The following is a 17,472-nucleotide window of genomic DNA, read 5'->3' as shown; positions in this document are numbered from 1 at the left end:
GCACTCGTCATGAAGGACCTGTTCATGCGGCGGTCCTCCCGGTGGCTGCGGCCATCACGGATTCCTCGGTGGCTTCGGAACGGGGGATCTCTGCGGTGAGCCGGCCCTCGTGCATCACCAGCACACGGTCGGCCATGCCGAGGATCTCGGGCAGATCGGAGGAGATCATCAGGACGGCGACGCCGTCGGCGGCCAACTCGCTGAGCAGCCGGTGCACTTCGGCCTTGGTGCCGACATCGATGCCACGGGTCGGCTCGTCGACGATCAGCACCTTGGGCCCGGTGGCGAGCCACTTGGCGAGGACGACCTTCTGCTGGTTGCCGCCGGAGAGGGTGTTGACGGTGTCGGCGATCCGCGCGTACTTGACGTGCAGCTTCACCGCCCAGTCGAGGGAACGGCTGCGCTCGGCGCCCCGGTCGACGAGGCCCGCCCTGACGGTCGTACGCAGGCCGGTCAGCCCGATGTTGCGCTCGATCGACATGTCCATCACCAGGCCCTGGGCGCGCCGGTCCTCGGGGACCAGGGCGAGGCCCGCGGCCATCGCGGTCGAAGGGGCGCCGTTCGTCAGCGACTTGCCGTCGACCTCGACCCCGCCGGCGTCCCACCGGTCGATGCCGAAGACGGCTCGCGCCACCTCGGTACGGCCGGCGCCGACGAGTCCGGCGAGACCGACGATCTCTCCGCGCCGTACGTCGAAGGACACGTCGGTGAAGACGCCCTCGCGGGTCAACCGCTTGACGCTCAGGGCGACTTCACCGGGTTCGACGTCCTGCTTGGGATACAGCTCGTCGAGATCGCGGCCCACCATGCGTCGTACGAGATCGTCCTCGGTCATTCCCTCGACCGGCTCGCTGGAGATCCAGGCGCCGTCGCGGAGGGTGGTGACGCGTTGGCAGATCTGGAAGATCTCCTCCAGGCGGTGCGAGATGAAGAGGACGGCGGCGCCCTGTTCGCGCAGGGTGCGGACCACGCCGAAGAGGCGGGCCACCTCGCTGCCGGTGAGGGCGGCCGTCGGTTCGTCCATGATGAGGACGCGGGCGTCGAAGGAGAGCGCCTTGGCGATCTCCACGATCTGCTGGTCGGCGATGGACAGACCCCGCGCCGGGCGCTCGGGGTCCAGCTCCACGCCCAGCCGCTTCATCAGCTCGGCGGTCGCCGCGTGCGTGGCCTTGTGGTCGATACGGCCCAGCGCGCGGCGGGGCTGGCGGCCCATGAAGATGTTCTCGGCGATCGACAGGTCGGGAAAGAGGGTCGGTTCCTGGTAGATCACGGCGATTCCCGCGTCGCGGGCGTCGCCGGGGCCGTGGAAGAGGACGGGTTCGCCGTCGAGCAGCACCTGGCCGGCGTCGGGCCGGTGCACACCGGCGAGGGTCTTGATGAGAGTGGACTTGCCCGCGCCGTTCTCACCGGCGAGTGCGTGCACCTCACCGGGGAAGAGTTCGAGGGACACGTCCCGCAGGGCGCGTACCGCGCCGAAGGACTTGGAGATGCCCTTGAGCGCGAGCACCGGGGCCGGACCCGCTTCTGACGGGTGGGTCATGAGGGGCTCCTCGACGACGCCGGCGGGGAGCCGTCACAGCGTCGTGAAAGGTTTCAACTTGGTTGCCGGGACGTTAGGCGCGCCAGCCTTGTCACGTCAATGGGTCCGCATCGAAAAACTTTCGATAGCCAAAGGTCACGTTGGAGTCACGGAGCACAGGCTTCGCCGTAGGGCTTGACACCCCTTCGGGAGGCTCATAGCTTCGCTCTCTGAATCGTTTCATACATACATCGTTTCGTCGCATGTCACAGGAGCCCACAAGTGACCGATCTCGCCGCGGTGAAGGCCGCGCTCAGGACCCAGGCAGTCGAGACGCCGTCGTGGGCGTACGGGAACTCGGGGACCCGGTTCAAGGTGTTCGCCCAGGAGGGTGTGCCGCGGACCCCGCAGGAGAAACTGGAGGACGCGGCCAAGGTCCACGAGTTCACCGGGGTGGCGCCGACGGTGGCCCTGCACATTCCCTGGGACCGGGTGGACGACTTCGGGGCACTGGCCAAGTTCGCGGACGACCACGGGCTGAGGCTCGGCGCGATCAACTCCAACACCTTCCAGGACGACGACTACCGGCTCGGCAGCGTCTGCCATCCCGACGCGGCGGTGCGGCGCAAGGCGCTCGACCATCTGCTGGAGTGCGTCGACATCATGGACGCGACGGGCTCCGCCGACCTGAAACTGTGGTTCGCGGACGGTACGAACTATCCGGGGCAGGACGATCTGAGCGCGCGCCAGGATCGGTTGGCGGAGGCGCTCGCTGCGGTCTACGAGCGGCTCGGGGACGGGCAGCGGATGCTGCTGGAGTACAAGTTCTTCGAGCCGGCGTTCTATGCGACGGACGTGCCCGACTGGGGGACGGCGTACGCGCACTGTCTGAAGCTCGGGCCCAAGGCGCAGGTCGTGGTCGACACGGGGCATCACGCGCCCGGCACGAACATCGAGTTCATCGTGGCGACGCTGCTCCGGGAGGGGAAGCTCGGGGCGTTCGACTTCAACTCGCGGTTCTACGCGGACGACGATCTGATGGTGGGGGCGGCGGATCCCTTCCAGTTGTTCCGGATCATGTACGAGGTGATTCGGGGTGGGGGGTTCACCGCTGATGTCGCGTTCATGCTCGATCAGTGCCACAACATCGAGGCGAAGATTCCGGCGATCATCCGGTCGGTGATGAATGTGCAGGAGGCGACCGCCAAGGCGCTGCTCGTGGATCGGGACGCGTTGGGTGCGGCGCAGCGGGCTGGGGATGTGCTGGACGCGAACGCCGTGATCATGGACGCGTACAACACGGATGTACGGCCTCTGCTGGCGGAGCTGCGCGAGGAGCAAGGGCTTGCCCCTGACCCTGTTGCCGCGTATCGGGCGAGTGGTTGGCAGGAGCGGATTGTGGCTGAGCGGGTTGGGGGGCAGCAGGCCGGTTGGGGCGCCTAGGCGTCTGCCGGGAATCCGTTTGTTTGCGGGTGCGGGTCCGTTGTGGCTGGTCGCGCAGTTCCCCGCGCCCCTAGGGGATATGACTCACCTCTCTTGAAAAGGACTGGACGTTCATGGCACCGCACCCCGAAGCTGCTGCTCTTCTCGCGCGTTCTCATCGGCTTGGCGCTGATGCTCGCAACACCAACTACGCCGGTGGCAACACGTCCGCGAAGGGCACCGACACCGATCCCGTCACCGGGGGTGATGTCGAGTTGATGTGGGTGAAGGGGTCCGGGGGTGATCTCGGGACGCTCACCGAAGGTGGGCTGGCCGTGTTGCGGCTCGATCGGATGCGGGCGCTTGTCGATGTGTATCCGGGGGTTGAGCGCGAGGACGAGATGGTCGCCGCGTTCGACTACTGCCTGCACGGCAAGGGGGGTGCGGCGCCCTCAATCGACACCGCCATGCACGGGCTCGTGGACGCGGCTCATGTCGATCATCTGCATCCCGACTCGGGGATCGCGCTCGCGTGTGCCGCCGACGGGGAGAAGCTGACCGCCGAGTGTTTCGGGGACTCCGTGGTGTGGGTGCCGTGGCGGCGGCCCGGGTTCCAGCTGGGGCTGGACATCGCGGCCGTCAAGGAGGCCAACCCGCAGGCCATCGGGTGTGTGCTCGGGGGGCATGGGATCACGGCGTGGGGCGAGACGTCCGAGGAGTGCGAGCGGAACTCGCTGCACATCATCCGTACTGCCGAGGCGTTCCTCGTCGAGCGGGGGAAGGCGGAGCCCTTCGGGCCCGTCGTCGAGGGGTACGGTCCGCTCGGCGACGGTGAGCGACGGGAGCGGGCCGCCGCGATTGCTCCGTACGTCCGTGCCGTCGCCTCTCAAGACCGGCCGCAGGTGGGGCACTTCACCGATTCCGATGTCGTTCTCGATTTTCTCGCGCGGGCCGAGCATCCCCGGCTCGCCGCGCTCGGGACCTCGTGCCCCGACCACTTTCTGCGGACCAAGGTCAGGCCGCTGGTGCTCGATCTGCCGCCCACCGCGCCGTTGGACGAGGCGATCGCGCGGCTGAAGGAACTGCACGCCGTCTATCGCGAGGAGTACGCCGCCTACTACCAGCGGCATGCCGTGTCCGACTCCCCCGCGATGCGTGGCGCCGACCCGGCGATCGTGCTGATCCCGGGCGTGGGCATGTTCTCCTTCGGCAAGGACAAGCAGACCGCGCGGGTGGCCGGCGAGTTCTACGTCAACGCCATCAACGTGATGCGCGGGGCCGAGGCGGTGTCGTCGTACGCGCCGATCGAGGAGTCGGAGAAGTTCCGCATCGAGTACTGGGCCCTGGAAGAGGCCAAGTTGCAGCGGATGCCGAAGCCCAAGCCGCTCGCCACGCGGGTCGCGCTCGTCACCGGGGCCGGCAGTGGGATCGGCAAGGCGATCGCGCGGCGGCTGGTCGATGAGGGCGCGTGCGTCGTGATCGCCGATCTCAACGCCGAGAACGCGGCCTCCGTCGCCCAGGAACTCGGTGGGCCCGACAAGGCCGTCGCCGTCACCGTCGACGTGACGGACGAGGCGCAGATCGACGCTGCCTTCAAGGCCGCGCTGCTCGCCTTCGGTGGGGTCGATCTCGTCGTCAACAACGCGGGGATCTCCATCTCCAAGCCCCTGTTGGAGACTTCGGCGCGGGACTGGGATCTGCAGCACGACATCATGGCCCGTGGTTCCTTCCTCGTCTCGCGTGAGGCTGCGCGGGCGATGATCGCGCAGGGGATCGGCGGCGACATCCTCTACATCGCGTCCAAGAACGCCGTGTTCGCCGGTCCCAACAACATCGCCTACTCGGCGACCAAGGCCGACCAGGCCCACCAAGTGCGGTTGCTGGCCGCCGAGTTGGGCGAGCACGGGATCCGGGTCAACGGGATCAACCCGGACGGTGTCGTGCGCGGCTCGGGCATCTTCGCGGGCGGCTGGGGTGCGCAGCGGGCGGCGACCTACGGGATCGAGGAGGAGAAGCTCGGCGAGTTCTACGCCCAGCGCACCATCCTCAAGCGGGAGGTGCTGCCGGAGCATGTCGCGAACGCCGTCTTCGCGCTCACGGGTGGGGACTTGACGCACACCACCGGGCTGCACGTCCCGGTCGACGCCGGCGTTGCGGCAGCCTTCCTTCGGTGAGCGCCGACGTGAAGGCGTATGCCGCGGTCGACCTCGGCGCGTCCAGTGGGCGGGTCATGGTCGGCCGTGTCGGGCCCGACTCCCTGGAGTTGGCGGAGGCCCACCGTTTTCCCAACCGGCCCGTCCGCACTCCGGAGGGGCTGCGCTGGGACATCCTCGGGCTGTACGCGGGTGTCCTCGACGGGCTCCGGGCGGCGGGCGCGGCCACTGACGGTCGTCTCGACTCCGTCGGTATCGACAGTTGGGCCGTGGACTACGGACTGCTCGACGCGGACGGGGCCCTGCTGGGCAATCCCGTGCACTATCGGGACGCCCGCACGGAGGGGGTCGCCGAGAAGGTGTGGGCGACCGTCCCGGCGGGCGAGTTGTACGCGTCGACCGGGTTGCAGTACGCGCCGTTCAATACGGTGTACCAGCTGACGGCCGCCCGCGACTCCGCTCAACTGACGCACGCCGAGCGGCTGTTGCTCATCCCCGATCTGCTGTCCTACTGGCTCACCGGAGAGCAGGGCACCGAGCTGACCAACGCCTCCACGACCCAACTCGTCGATCCCCGGACGCGCGACTGGTCGTACGACATCGCCTCGCGTCTCGGCATCGACCTCGGGCTGTTCGCGCCCCTGCGGCAGCCGGGGGATCCGGCGGGCGTGCTGCGGGCCGAGGTGTTGGAGGAGACGGGGCTGCGGGGTCCCGTGCCGGTGACGGCGGTGGGGTCGCACGACACTGCGTCCGCCGTCGCCGCCGTTCCGGCCGTGGCGGAGCGGTTCGCCTATATCTGTACCGGGACCTGGTCCCTGGCCGGGCTGGAACTGGACTCGCCGGTGCTGACCGAGGCGAGCCGGGCCGCCAACTTCACCAACGAGCTGGGGCTCGACGGCACGGTCCGCTATCTGCGCAACATCATGGGGCTGTGGCTGCTTCAGGAGTGTGTACGGGCCTGGGGCGAACCGGAGTTGGGCGAGTTGCTGCGCGGGGCGGCCAGGGTGCCGGCGCTGCGGTCGGTGGTGGACGCGGGTGACGCGGCGTTTCTGGCGCCGGGGCGGATGCCGGAGCGGATCGCGGACGCGTGCCGCGGCTCGGGGCAGCCGGTGCCGGAGTCCCGGGCCGAGATCACGCGCTGCATCCTCGACTCGCTCGCGCTCGCCCACCGCCGGGCGGTCAATGACGCTCAGGTGCTCGCCGATCATCCGGTCGATGTCGTGCACGTCGTCGGGGGCGGTACCCGCAACGCGCTGCTGTGCCAACTGACCGCCGACGCCTGCGGGTTGCCGGTGGTGGCGGGACCCACGGAGGCGGCGGCCCTCGGCAATGTGCTCGTACAGGCGCGGGCCCACGGACTCGTCGGAGACCTGGCCGGGATGCGGGGGCTGCTCGCCCGTACCCAGCCGTCGACCCGGTACGAACCGCAGGGCGACACCGCCCGCTGGCGGGCCGCGGAGGCCCGGCTCGCCTCGCGGTGAGCCGGGGGCTCCCCCAGACGGTGACCTCCGACTACGCTGCACCCATCCGATGATCGACCACTAAGGAGCCGCGATGCGTGTCGCCCTGTTCCTGACTTGCGTCAACGACACGCTGTATCCGGACACCGGGCGCGCCGTGGTGAAACTGCTGACCAGGCTGGGCGTCGAGGTCGACTTCCCGATGGCGCAGACCTGCTGCGGACAGGCGCACTACAACACCGGCTACCGCCATGAGGCCGAGCCGCTCGCCCGGCATTTCTCCGATGTATTCGGGGAGTACGAGGCGATCGTCACGCCGTCCGGGTCGTGCGGGGCGATGGTGCGGGAACTGTATCCCCGGATGGGGGAAAGGGCCCGGGCGGAGGGGCGCGGTGACGCTCTCGCGGCCACGTTGGCGCCGGTGGTGCCGAAGACGTACGAGCTGACCGAGTTCCTCGTCGACGTGCTCGGGGTGACGGATGTGGGTGCCTACTATCCGCACAAGGTGACCTATCACCCCACCTGCCACGGGCTGCGCAGTCTGGGACTCGGTGACCGGCCCCTCCGGCTCCTCCAGGCCGTCAAGGGGCTGGAGTTGGTCGAGCTGCCCGGCGCCGACGAGTGCTGCGGATTCGGCGGGACGTTCGCCGTGAAGAACGCCGACGTCTCGGCGGCGATGGGCGCCGACAAGGTGCGCAACGCCCAGTCGACGGGCGCGGAGGTGCTGTGCGCGGCGGACAACTCCTGTCTGATGCACATCGGCGGCACGATGGCCCGGCTCCACACCGGCATGCGGCCCGTCCACATCGCCGAGATCCTGGCCGCCACGGAAGCCTCCAGCGAAGAGGAGCCGAGCGCATGAGCGGCACGTTCGTCGGTATGCCCGCGTTCCCGGCCTTCCCCGTGGCCGCGCACGAGGCCGTCAACAACCAGACCCTGCGCGGCAATCTGCGGCACGCCACCCACACGATCCGCGCCAAACGTGCCAAGGCCGTCGCCGAGGTGTCCGACTGGGCCGCCCTGCGCGAGGCCGGCAAGCAGATCAAGGACCACACCCTCCGTCATCTCGACCGCTATCTGGTCCAGTTGGAGGAGTCGGTGACGGCGGCCGGCGGTGTCGTCCACTGGGCCGCCGACGCGGACGAGGCCAACCGGATCGTTGTTCAACTCGTCCAGGAGACGGGCGAGTCGGAGGTCGTAAAGGTCAAGTCGATGGCCACGCAGGAGATCGGGCTCAACGAGGCCCTGGAGGCGGAGGGCATCCGCGCCTACGAGACCGATCTCGCCGAGCTGATCGTGCAGTTGGGCAAGGACCGGCCCTCGCACATCCTGGTCCCCGCGATCCACCGCAACCGCGGTGAGATCCGGGAGATCTTCGCCCGCGAGATGAGCGAGTGGGGCCGCCCGGCCCCGGACGGGCTGACCGACACACCGGCCGAACTCGCCGAGGCCGCCCGCCTCCACCTCCGCGAGAAGTTCCTGCGCGCCAAGGTCGGCGTCTCCGGCGCCAACTTCATGGTCGCCGACACCGGCACGCTCGTCGTCGTCGAGTCCGAGGGCAACGGCCGGATGTGCCTCACCCTCCCCGAGACGCTGATCTCGGTCGTCGGCATCGAGAAGATCGTGCCCAGCTGGCAGGACCTGGAGGTGTTCCTGCAGACCCTCCCCCGTTCCTCGACGGCCGAGCGCATGAACCCGTACACCAGCATGTGGACGGGTACGACCGACGGCGACGGACCGCGCGTCTTCCACCTGGTGCTGCTCGACAACGGCCGTAGCGACACCCTCGCCGACGAGGTCGGCCGCCAGGCCCTGCGCTGTATCCGCTGCTCGGCCTGCCTGAACGTCTGCCCGGTGTACGAGCGGGCCGGCGGTCACGCCTACGGCTCGGTCTACCCGGGCCCGATCGGCGCGATCCTCAGCCCCCAACTCCGGGGCACGGCAAGCGAGATCGACGCCTCGCTGCCGTACGCCTCGTCGCTGTGCGGTGCCTGCTACGAGGTGTGCCCGGTCGCCATCGACATCCCCGAGGTGCTGGTGCATCTGCGGGAGCGGGTCGTGGAGGGCGGGCCGGTGACCCGTGAGGGGAACAGGGTCGTGCTGCAGCCCGCAAAGGGGCATGCCGCCGAGCGGGCCGCCATGCGGGCGGCGCGCTGGACGTTCGTCCACCCGGGCGCCCTGCGCACCGGCCAGCGGCTGGCCTCCCGCACCCGTCGCTTCCATCCACGGACGCTGCCAGGACCCGGCAAGGCGTGGAGCGGTACCCGGGATCTGCCGACCGTACCCGCGGAGCCGTTCCGCGACTGGTGGCAGCGCACGCACGGTGGAAAGGACGGTGCCAAGTGAGCAGCAGGGAACGGATTCTGGGCCGGGTGCAGCGCGCGCTCGCGGATGTGCCGCAGGACGACACGCCCTACGAGCAGGCGGTTCAGCGCGACTACCTGCGCGAGCACGGGGACCGGAGTGTCGCCGAGACTGTGGAGCTGCTCGCCGAGAACCTGGCCGACTACCGGGCGCTCGTGCACCGCTGCACGGAGGCCGAACTGGCCGCCGTGATCGCCGGGTTGCTCGCCGAGCGGGGTTCCGGAACGGTCGTCGTGCCGCCGGGTCTGGAGCCTTCCTGGCTCGCCGCGGCCGACGTGGAGCAGATCGCGGACCGGGCCGAGAACACCCCGCACGAGCTGGACCGGGTCGACAGTGTGGTCACGGCGTGCGCGGTGGCCGCCGCCGAGACCGGCACCATCGTCCTGGACGGCGGCCCGGACCAGGGCCGCCGTCGGATCACGCTCGTTCCCGACCACCACATCTGTGTCGTACGGGTGCCGGACCAGGTGGTCTCCTCGGTGCCCCAGGCTCTCCAACGCCTTGATCCCACCCGCCCGTTGACCTGGATCTCCGGTCCGTCGGCGACGAGTGACATCGAGCTGGACCGGGTCGAGGGGGTGCACGGTCCGCGCACCCTGGAGGTGGTGCTGGTGGGCGATCAGCCGAGCGCGGAGGTCAACTCGTAGCTCCCCGAGGGGAGTTCGAAGGAGGCGGTGCCGTCCGCGAAGCCGAGGAACTCGACGCCCGGTGTCTCGGCCAGGGGTGTCCCGTGCTCGCGGACGGTGGCCGGGTCGGCGGCGGGGATGCGCAGGGTGGCCGTGCTGTTGGCGGGGACGACCGCCCGGTACGTCAACTGCCCTTCCCGCGCGGCCCATTCGCTGACGATCTCGCCGTAGGGCGAGAGATGCGATCCGGTCACGCGGGTGATCCTGCCGGTGGGGTCGATGTGCGGCCGGAGGAGGAAGTGGCGGAAGCCGGGGTGTGCCGGGTCCTTGGCGATGCCGGCCATGCTCTCGTACATCCACTCCATGATCGCGCCGTAGGAGTAGTGGTTGAAGGAGTTCATGTCGACCGGGCCGAAGCCGTCCTCCTTCGAGTACGAGTTCCAGCGTTCCCAGACGGTGGTGGCGCCGTTCGCGACCGAGTAGAGCCAGGACGGCATCGCGTTCTGGTGGAGGAGCCGGTACGCCAGGTCGACGCGGCCCTCGTCGGTGAGGACGGGCGCGATGACGTTCACGCCGAGGAAGCCCACGGAGAGGGTGTTCTCCGCGTACTGCACGCGGGTGCTGTCGGGGTGGGCCGCCTTGTAGGCCTCGCTGTTGCCGATGTTGTCGGCGAGCAGGGTGATCAGTTGGCGGCGCTGGTCCTCCGTGTCGTAGAAGCCGAGTTTGAGGATCCAGAGCAGGGCGGTCTGGGTGTCGTCCTCGGTCTTGCCCGCGCTGTTGCCTGGTGTGTACGGCGGTGGGTCGCCCACGCTGGAGCGGACGGTGATCCGGCCCGAACCGGGGTCGGTGGCAAGGTACTTGGTGATGAAGGCCCGCTTGATGCAGGTGAACAGCTCCTCGTGGGCGGAGGCCTCGGCGGTGCGGCCGGTGGCGTGGGCCATGTCGGCCATCAGGCGGGCGCTGTAGCCGTAGTAGGCGTCGCTGATGAGCTGGGTGCTGGTGATCTGGAAGGCGAGCCAGTCGCCGAAGATCGCGCCCCGGCCGGCCCAGGTGTCGCCGGTACGGTCCCGGATCCAGTCGACGTACTTGGTCATCGCCGCCCAACTGCGGTCGATGATCGTGGTGTCGCCGGTCATCTGCCACACCGTCCAGGGCACGACCACTCCGCAGTCCGCCCAGCCGCTCGCCGGGAGTGGGTGGCTGAAGCGGTGGCCGGGGGCGACCCAGGGGAACTGGGCGCCGTCCGCGCCGTAGAGGCGCTGTGAGTCGATCAGGGTGTCCTGGAAGTGGCTGAGGAAGGTGACCGAATCGGTGTTGTAGAGGCCGGTGTTGGCGAAGAGCTGGGTGTCGCCGGTCCAGCCGAGGCGTTCGTCGCGCTGGGGGCAGTCGGTGGGTATCCAGAGGTAGTTGCCGCGCTGGCCCCAACGGACGTTGCTGATCAGCTGGTTGACGTCGGTGTCGTCGGTGGTGACGGTGCCGATGTCGCGGAGGGCGGAGGTGGCGACCCGGCCCGTGAGTCCGGTGAGGGTGACGGTGTCGGTCGTGGTGACGGAGACATGGCGGAAGCCGTAGAAGGTCAGCGAGTCCTGGTGGGTCTCGCCGGCCGGGTCGCCCTTGAGGATGTAGGTGCTGGTGGCTCGGGCGGTGCGCAGGTTGGCACGGTAGACGGAGCCGACGGGTCCGTCGGCGCCCACGCTGTCGTCGTTGAGCATCTCCCCCGGTTCGCAGACGACTTGGGCGCCCGCCGGGCCGCGCACGGTGTAGCGGGGCACACCGACGAGGTTCTGGCCGAGGTCGAAGACGGCGGTGTCGCCGGGGTGCAGGGTGACGGAGGCGGTGGCCGCCGGGCCGGGTTCGGTGACCGTGCGGGTGGGGTCGACGACGATCCGGCCCCTGCCGTTCGCGCTGCCCTCCTGCTCGGTCACGCCGGTGTAGACGGTGACGGAGCGCGGCTCGCGGTCCCAACTCGGCACCAGGCGGGCGCTCTCGCCGGAGTGGGCGACCAACCGGGCTGCGGGGAAAGGGTGGTTGTGTTCCTCGACGGCGGCCCAGGCGGTGGCGTCGAAGCCGTTCGCCGTCCAGCCCGGGAGTTCCCGGCGGGCGTCGTAGGTCTGGCCGTCGTAGATGTCGTCGGCGCGGTAGGGGCCGGTGTCGGTGGCCCGCCAGTCGCCGTCGGACGCGGTGACGATCGTCTGGGTGGAGCCGTCTGTGTAGCGGACGAGGAGTTTCGCCTTGAGGGCAAGGGAGTTGCCGTCCGCTGAGTAGTAGGGGCTGTTCTCGGAGATGCGGCTGTTGTACCAGCCGTTGCCGAGCACGGCCGCGAGGGTGACCTGTGACGGGTCCGTCAGCAGGTCGGTGACGTCGTAGGTGAAGTAGTCGACGGTGGACTCGTAGTTGGTCCAGCCGGGGGTCAGGAACTCGTGGGCCGCGCCGTCGCCGTGCGGCACCGGGACCCGTCGGCCGTTGACGTGGGCCTCGTACACGCCGAGTGCGGACACATACAGCCGGGCTTCGCTCACCCGCTCGCCGGTCAGTGCGGTCTGGCGGCGCAGGAGGGGCGCGCCGGCACTGTTCGGCCGCTTGCCGGCCATGCCGATCCACCGTGCGCCGTCCCAGCCGGTGGCTCCGTCGGTGCTGAGCAGGCCGGTCTCGAAGTGGGCGGTGGCGGCGGTGGCCCGGCCGCGCTCGTCCCACACCGTCACCGTCCAGTGGTAGCGGGTCGAGGCGAGAAGTGCAGGGCCCGCGTAGCGGATCGCGACCGAGTCCGCCGAGTCGACGCGACCGGTGTCCCAGACGTCGGTCCGGTCGTCGGCCAGGTGCGCGGGTGAGGAGGCGACCTGGATGCGGTACGCCGTCTGACGCCGCCCACGCGCGTCGGACGTCATGCGCCACCCGAACCTCGGGTGTTCCGCGTCCACGCCGAGCGGGTCGGTGCGGTGCTCCACCGTGAGGCCCGACACGGTGGTGCCGGAAACGGCGACTGCGTCGTTCATGCCCTGTCCCTTCGGCCCGCCGAGAGACGGAGTTGTATCGGTTCAGTGCGCTCGATGGTCGAAAATAGTGCGGTAAAAGGCGCGTGTCCACCTCCTCGACAGCACTGGATTTGAAACATTTCAAAACCGGAGCGAGCGCGTCACCAGCCAGTAGGCTCCCGTTGATGGGCGGTGTCGGACCGACGCCGTTAGCGTGAGGTCATGATCCGGTTCGAGCAGGTCAGCAAGCGGTATCCGGACGGTACGACGGCGGTGGACGGGCTGTCCTTCGAGGTGTCCGAGGGCGAACTCGTCACGCTCGTGGGCCCGTCCGGCTGCGGCAAGACGACGACCATGATGATGGTGAACCGGCTGATCGAGCCCACCTCCGGCCGGATCCTCGTGAACGGCGAGGACATCGCCTCCGTCGACCCGGTGCGGCTGCGTCGCCGTATCGGATACGTCATCCAGCAGGTGGGTCTCTTCCCGCACCGCACGGTGCTCGACAACACGGCGACCGTGCCGTCCCTGGTCGGCTGGAAGCGGGCGAAGGCGCGGGCGCGGGCCGCCGAGCTGCTCGATCTGGTGGGCCTGGACCCGAAGACGTACGGGTCGCGCTATCCGGAGCAGTTGTCGGGCGGTCAGCGGCAGCGGGTCGGGGTGGCGCGGGCGCTGGCCGCCGATCCGCCGGTGCTGCTGATGGACGAGCCGTTCGGCGCCGTCGACCCCGTGGTGCGGGAGCAGTTGCAGGACGAGTTCCTGCGGATGCAGGCCGCCGTGCGCAAGACGGTGCTGCTGGTCACGCACGACATCGAGGAGGCGGTGCGGCTCGGTGACCGTATCGCCGTGTACGGGCAGGGGCGGATCGAGCAGTACGACACCCCCGGCGCGGTGCTCGGCAAGCCGGCGACACCGTATGTCGCGTCGTTCGTGGGCGCGGACCGGGGGCTGAAGCGGCTGTCGGTCACCGCGATCGAGCCCGACGACCTGGAGCAGCCACCGGTCGCCCGGGTCGACGAACCGGCACAACGGGCCGCCGAACGCCTGCGGGTCGAGGGTGCGCGGTGGGCCGTGGTCCTCGACTCGCAGGGTGAACTGCAGGGGTGGGTCAAGGCCGACGAACTCACGGCGGGCGGCACGGTCGGCGAACTCGCGCACCGGATGAACGCGTGGGTGCCGGTGGGCGCCCCGCTGAAGCAGGCGTTCGGTGTGATGCTCCAGCACGACGCCGGGTGGGTCGCCGTGCTGGACGGGGCGCGCTTCCTCGGTGTGCTGACTCCGGCGAAGCTGCACGAGGCGTTGCGGCGGTCCGTGGACGCGGACGCGCTCGGAGTGCCGCGCGGGCAGGTGGACTTCGACTCGGTGGCGGACGCGTGAGGGTCGCTCGGCGGCTCAGGAGTAGGTCATGGGGCACCCCTGCCGCAGTGAGTGCTGGGCCGCGCGCAGGTACAGGGCCACGTAGAAGGCCGTGTCCAGGTCCTCGCTCCAGCGGCCCGGCCGCGCGGCGGCGAACTGCTCCGCCTCGCCTTCCAGGAACCAGAAGGTGAGGGCGAGGTTCCCGGACGCCTCCGGTACCTCGACGGGCAGTTCGAGAGCCGCGGCCAGCCGCTCGGCAACGGCGAGCACCTGGGGTGCCCCCGCGATCACCGTCTCGTCCGTGTAGGCGGAGCCGATGGGAAGCCGTATCTCCTCGTCGAGCGAGATCGGCACCAGTACTGACCAGTCGCCGATCAACTTCCGTTCATCAGGCGTCAGTTGGGAACGACACAGCGCATCGAACCCGGACATGGACGGGCTCAGCTTCTCCTCGAACGCCGAACCGAAGTCCCGCTCCGGCACGGACACATACGGCGGCAGGCCGCGCTGGGCCAACTCCTCGTTGAGCCCCTTGGCGATCGCGCCCTTCCCCCCTTCCTCCGCGTCCTCACTCAGCCACTCCTCAGCACCGACATCGATCAGATAGACACCCATGCCCGCAAGGTACAACGCGCCACTGACAATCCCCCGAACCTCACTTCAACAGGCCCTTGTCCTTCAGATACGTCCGCGCCACGTCCTGCGCCAACCGCCGCCAGCTGTCGACCTGTTGGTTCATGGAGGCGAGGTCGGCCGTGGTCAGGACGCCGTTGAGTTTCCCCAGCGCCCTGGTCACGCCCGCGCTGCCCGCACGGGAGCGGTTGACGACCGGGACGACGTAGTCGGCGTTCTGGAGGTGCTTGTCGTCGGTGAGGAGGACCAGGCCGAAGTCGTCGAGGGTGGCGTCGGTCGTGGTGGTCAGCACCATCTGGTCCTGGCCGTTCTGCACCGCGCTCTTGGCCTGGGTCGTGCCGACGCCCTTCGGGTCGACGGCGGTGATGTCGATGCTGTAGGTCTTCTTCAACCCCGGTTCGCAGTACGGCCGTTGCACACACTCGTCACCCGCCGCGAGCCGTACCTTCAGTCCCGAGGCACCGAGGTCGCTGAGGGTCTTCAGGTGGTGCTCGCGCGCGTACGACCTCGCCACCGCGAAGGCGTTCTGGTCGACGGCCTTTCCAGGGGCGAGGACTGTCAGGCCGCGTGGCGTGGCGAGTTGGCGCAGTGCCTTCATCGTGGCGGCGAGGTTCGGTGAGCCGACGGCCGGTGCGTCGGGGCCGTTGGTCTTGGCGTTGAGCCAGTCGGCGAAGGTGGCCGCGTACTCGGGCACGACGTCGATCTGCCCTGATTCCAGGGCGGGTTCGTAGAGTTCGCGGTTGGCGACGGTGAGCAGGGACGTCTTGTAGCCGGCCTGGTTCAGCAGCAGCGCGTACATCTGGGCGAGCAGGTCGCTCTCGGTGAATCCGGCCGAGCCGATGGTGAGGTGGTGGCTGTCGCCGGGTGGTGCGGTGACGGCGCCCTTGTTCTCCAGGGAGGGTCCGGTCGAGCAGCCGGTGGCTGCCAGGAGCAGTACGACCGCGACCAGGTGTCGCCTCATCGCGCTCCCCTCGCCCAGCGGGGCGACAGTCGCTCGGCGACCTCGAAGACGGCCTCGACGAGCAGCGCGAACACGGCGACGAGGACGGCTCCGGCGACCACCTGCGCCGTGTTGGCGAGGTTGAAGCCGGCGGTGATGATGCGGCCGAGTCCGCCGCCGCCCGCCAGCGCGGCGATCGTGGCGGTGGCGACGAGTTGGACGGCCGCGATCCGTACGCCGTTCATCAACAGCGGGAGCGAGAGCGGCAGTTCGACGCGGAACAGCATCTGACTGCCCGTCATCCCCATGCCCCGAGCGGCCCGCACCACATCGCGGTCGACCTCGCGCATGCCGACGTACGCGTTGGTGAGCAGGGGCGGTACGGCGAACAGGACGAGGGCGACGACCGTGGGTCCCTCGCCCCACTTGCCGATCGGGGTCAGGAGCAGCAGCACCAGTACGGCGAAGGTGGGTACTGCGCGGCCGATGTTGGAGATGTTGACGGCGAGCACGCCGCCCTTGCCGAGGTGGCCGAGGACGAGTGCGACCGGCAGCGCGATCAGACAGCTGATGACCAGGCAGACGACCGTGAGGACGAGGTGCTGCGCGAGCCGGTGCCAGATGCCGTCGTCGCCGCTCCAGTGGGCGGAGTCGGTGAGCCAGTGCCAGGCGTCGGTCAGGGTGTTCATCCGCGTACCGCCCTGGTCCAGGGGGTGATCAGCCGTTGCACGAGCAGGAGCAGCAGGTCGGCGACGATCGCGATCACCACGCAGAGCACGGACGCGGTGAGCACCTGTGCCTTGAAGTAGGTGTTCATGCCCGCGTAGATGAGGTTGCCGAGTCCCCCGAAGCCGACGATCGCACCGACCGTCACCAGCGAGACCGCCGAGACGGTTGCGATGCGCAGGCCGGCCATCGCGGCAGGGAGCGCGAGGGGCAGTTCGACGGTGAGGAGGAGGCGGATCGGGCCGTAGCCCATGCCGCGTGCGGCCTGTCGGGTCTCCTCGGGTACGGCGCGCAGGCCCGCGAGGATGTTGCGGACGAGCAGGGTGAGTGAGTAAAGGACCAGTCCGGCGACGACGAGGGTGGCCGAGAGGCCGTAGACGGGCAGGAGCAGGGAGAACATCGCCAGGGACGGGATCGTGTAGAGGATCGTCGTCACCGCGAGGACCGGTCCCGCGGCCCAGCCCCAGCGGCGGGCCAGCACCGCGAGGGGCAGTGCGACGGCCAGGCCGATGAGCACCGAGATCGCGGTCAGCTGGAGATGCTGGCCGACCGCGTCGAGGAGGATGTGGCGGCGGGTGCTCAGATACTCGCCGCAGATCCACTCGTTGCGGGCGAGGCAGTCGTCCGGGGGCGCGGTCACGTCACCATTGCATCGGGTGGGCCGTGGGGCGGCTCGTTCTGGTGACCCGTACGGGGTGGGGCTGAGTACACCCCTGGATAGGGGTTCTGCGCCCAATGTGCGCCGCCCGCCCTCTCCGTAGCGTCGTGGACGAGGCACAGGGCGTGCCGCACGGAGGGTGATGGCGATGTTTCGCACCGCACGACGGACGCACGACAAGGGACCCGCCGCCGAGGCGCTGCGGCTGGTCAAGGTCAGTAGGACCTACGGCCATGACGACAGTGCGGTGACCGCTCTGGACGGGGTCACGCTGAGTCTGGAGCGCGGCACCTTCACGGCGGTGATGGGGCCTTCGGGGTCCGGCAAGTCGACGCTGTTGCAGTGCGCGGCGGGTCTTGACCGGCCGGACAGCGGGATCGTGATGGTCGACGGTGCGGAGCTGACGGGCGGGAGCGAGGCCGAGCTGACGCGGTTCCGGCGCGGGCGGATCGGGTTCGTGTTCCAGCAGTACAACCTCCTCGACACGCTCACCGTGGCGCAGAACACCGTGCTGCCGCTGAAGCTGGCCGGCCGGCGCGTCGACCGTGAGCGGGCCCGGGAGGTGCTGACCGCGGTCGGTCTCGGCGACCGGCTCGGCCACCGCCCCGACCAGCTCTCGGGCGGTCAGCGGCAGCGGGTCGCG

At 69.5% G+C, this 17,472-nt stretch carries 14 protein-coding genes; 8 read left to right on the top strand and 6 right to left on the bottom strand.

The window, feature by feature from the left end; all coding sequences use genetic code 11:
* Positions 1–22 precede the first annotated feature (22 nt).
* On the bottom strand, positions 23–1,540 hold the full coding sequence (locus R6V09_RS12235) for a sugar ABC transporter ATP-binding protein (RefSeq protein ID WP_317881419.1): 1,518 nt from the start codon (positions 1,538–1,540) through the stop codon (positions 23–25).
* A 261-nt stretch (positions 1,541–1,801) separates the two neighbouring features.
* On the opposite strand from R6V09_RS12235, the gene rhaI reads away from it, so the two are divergent.
* From rhaI to R6V09_RS12205, 6 genes are all read left to right on the top strand, one after another.
* Entirely contained in the window at positions 1,802–2,962 is a 1,161-nt protein-coding gene (gene rhaI / locus R6V09_RS12230; protein WP_317881418.1) for an L-rhamnose isomerase, read from the top strand.
* Positions 2,963–3,075: 113 nt separating this feature from the next.
* A complete protein-coding gene (locus R6V09_RS12225) occupies positions 3,076–5,115 on the top strand; it encodes a bifunctional aldolase/short-chain dehydrogenase (RefSeq protein WP_317881417.1) in 2,040 nt (679 codons plus the stop codon).
* An 8-nt stretch (positions 5,116–5,123) separates the two neighbouring features.
* A complete protein-coding gene (locus tag R6V09_RS12220) occupies positions 5,124–6,575 on the top strand; it encodes a rhamnulokinase (RefSeq protein WP_317881429.1) in 1,452 nt (483 codons plus the stop codon).
* Positions 6,576–6,648: 73 nt separating this feature from the next.
* Positions 6,649–7,416 (top strand): (Fe-S)-binding protein, encoded by a 768-nt coding sequence (locus tag R6V09_RS12215; RefSeq protein WP_317881416.1) that lies wholly within the window; start codon positions 6,649–6,651, stop codon positions 7,414–7,416.
* A complete protein-coding gene (locus R6V09_RS12210; protein ID WP_317881415.1) occupies positions 7,413–8,900 on the top strand; it encodes a LutB/LldF family L-lactate oxidation iron-sulfur protein in 1,488 nt (495 codons plus the stop codon). Before R6V09_RS12215 ends, R6V09_RS12210 begins: the two co-directional genes overlap by 4 nt.
* Positions 8,897–9,565 (top strand): LutC/YkgG family protein, encoded by a 669-nt coding sequence (locus tag R6V09_RS12205; protein ID WP_317881414.1) that lies wholly within the window; start codon positions 8,897–8,899, stop codon positions 9,563–9,565. Before R6V09_RS12210 ends, R6V09_RS12205 begins: the two co-directional genes overlap by 4 nt.
* Here R6V09_RS12205 and R6V09_RS12200 read toward each other — a convergent pair.
* A complete protein-coding gene (locus R6V09_RS12200; protein ID WP_317881413.1) occupies positions 9,538–12,537 on the bottom strand; it encodes a family 78 glycoside hydrolase catalytic domain in 3,000 nt (999 codons plus the stop codon). The two genes, R6V09_RS12205 and R6V09_RS12200, sit on opposite strands and share 28 nt — an antisense overlap.
* A 201-nt stretch (positions 12,538–12,738) precedes the next feature.
* Here R6V09_RS12200 and R6V09_RS12195 point away from each other — a divergent pair, with 201 nt between their 5' ends.
* Complete coding sequence (locus R6V09_RS12195; protein WP_317881412.1) at positions 12,739–13,893, top strand: betaine/proline/choline family ABC transporter ATP-binding protein; 1,155 nt, start codon at positions 12,739–12,741, stop codon at positions 13,891–13,893.
* A 15-nt stretch (positions 13,894–13,908) separates the two neighbouring features.
* Here R6V09_RS12195 and R6V09_RS12190 read toward each other — a convergent pair whose 3' ends face one another.
* From R6V09_RS12190 to R6V09_RS12175, 4 genes are read right to left on the bottom strand one after another with little or no spacing between them, the layout of a single operon-like run.
* Positions 13,909–14,487 carry a hypothetical protein gene (locus tag R6V09_RS12190; RefSeq protein WP_317881411.1) on the bottom strand — a complete coding sequence of 193 codons (579 nt, stop codon included), beginning with the start codon at positions 14,485–14,487 and terminating at the stop codon, positions 13,909–13,911.
* Between the two features lie 40 nt (positions 14,488–14,527).
* Positions 14,528–15,466: an ABC transporter substrate-binding protein gene (locus R6V09_RS12185; protein ID WP_317881410.1), complete on the bottom strand. Its 939-nt coding sequence runs from the start codon at positions 15,464–15,466 to the stop codon at positions 14,528–14,530.
* Positions 15,463–16,134, bottom strand: a complete 672-nt coding sequence (locus R6V09_RS12180; protein WP_317881409.1) for an ABC transporter permease — start codon at positions 16,132–16,134, stop codon at positions 15,463–15,465. The genes R6V09_RS12185 and R6V09_RS12180 overlap by 4 nt, the downstream gene beginning before the upstream one ends.
* Positions 16,131–16,811, bottom strand: coding sequence for an ABC transporter permease (locus tag R6V09_RS12175; RefSeq protein WP_317881408.1), 681 nt, complete (start codon positions 16,809–16,811; stop codon positions 16,131–16,133). Before R6V09_RS12175 ends, R6V09_RS12180 begins: the two co-directional genes overlap by 4 nt.
* Positions 16,812–16,977: 166 nt before the next feature.
* On the opposite strand from R6V09_RS12175, the gene R6V09_RS12170 reads away from it, so the two are divergent.
* Positions 16,978–17,472 (top strand): ABC transporter ATP-binding protein (locus R6V09_RS12170; protein WP_317881407.1); only part of this gene is annotated, 495 nt, incomplete at its 3' end.

Source organism: Streptomyces sp. W16 (assembly GCF_033194735.1).
Lineage (GTDB): Bacteria > Actinomycetota > Actinomycetes > Streptomycetales > Streptomycetaceae > Streptomyces.
This window is presented reverse-complemented; position numbering and strand designations above follow the sequence as displayed.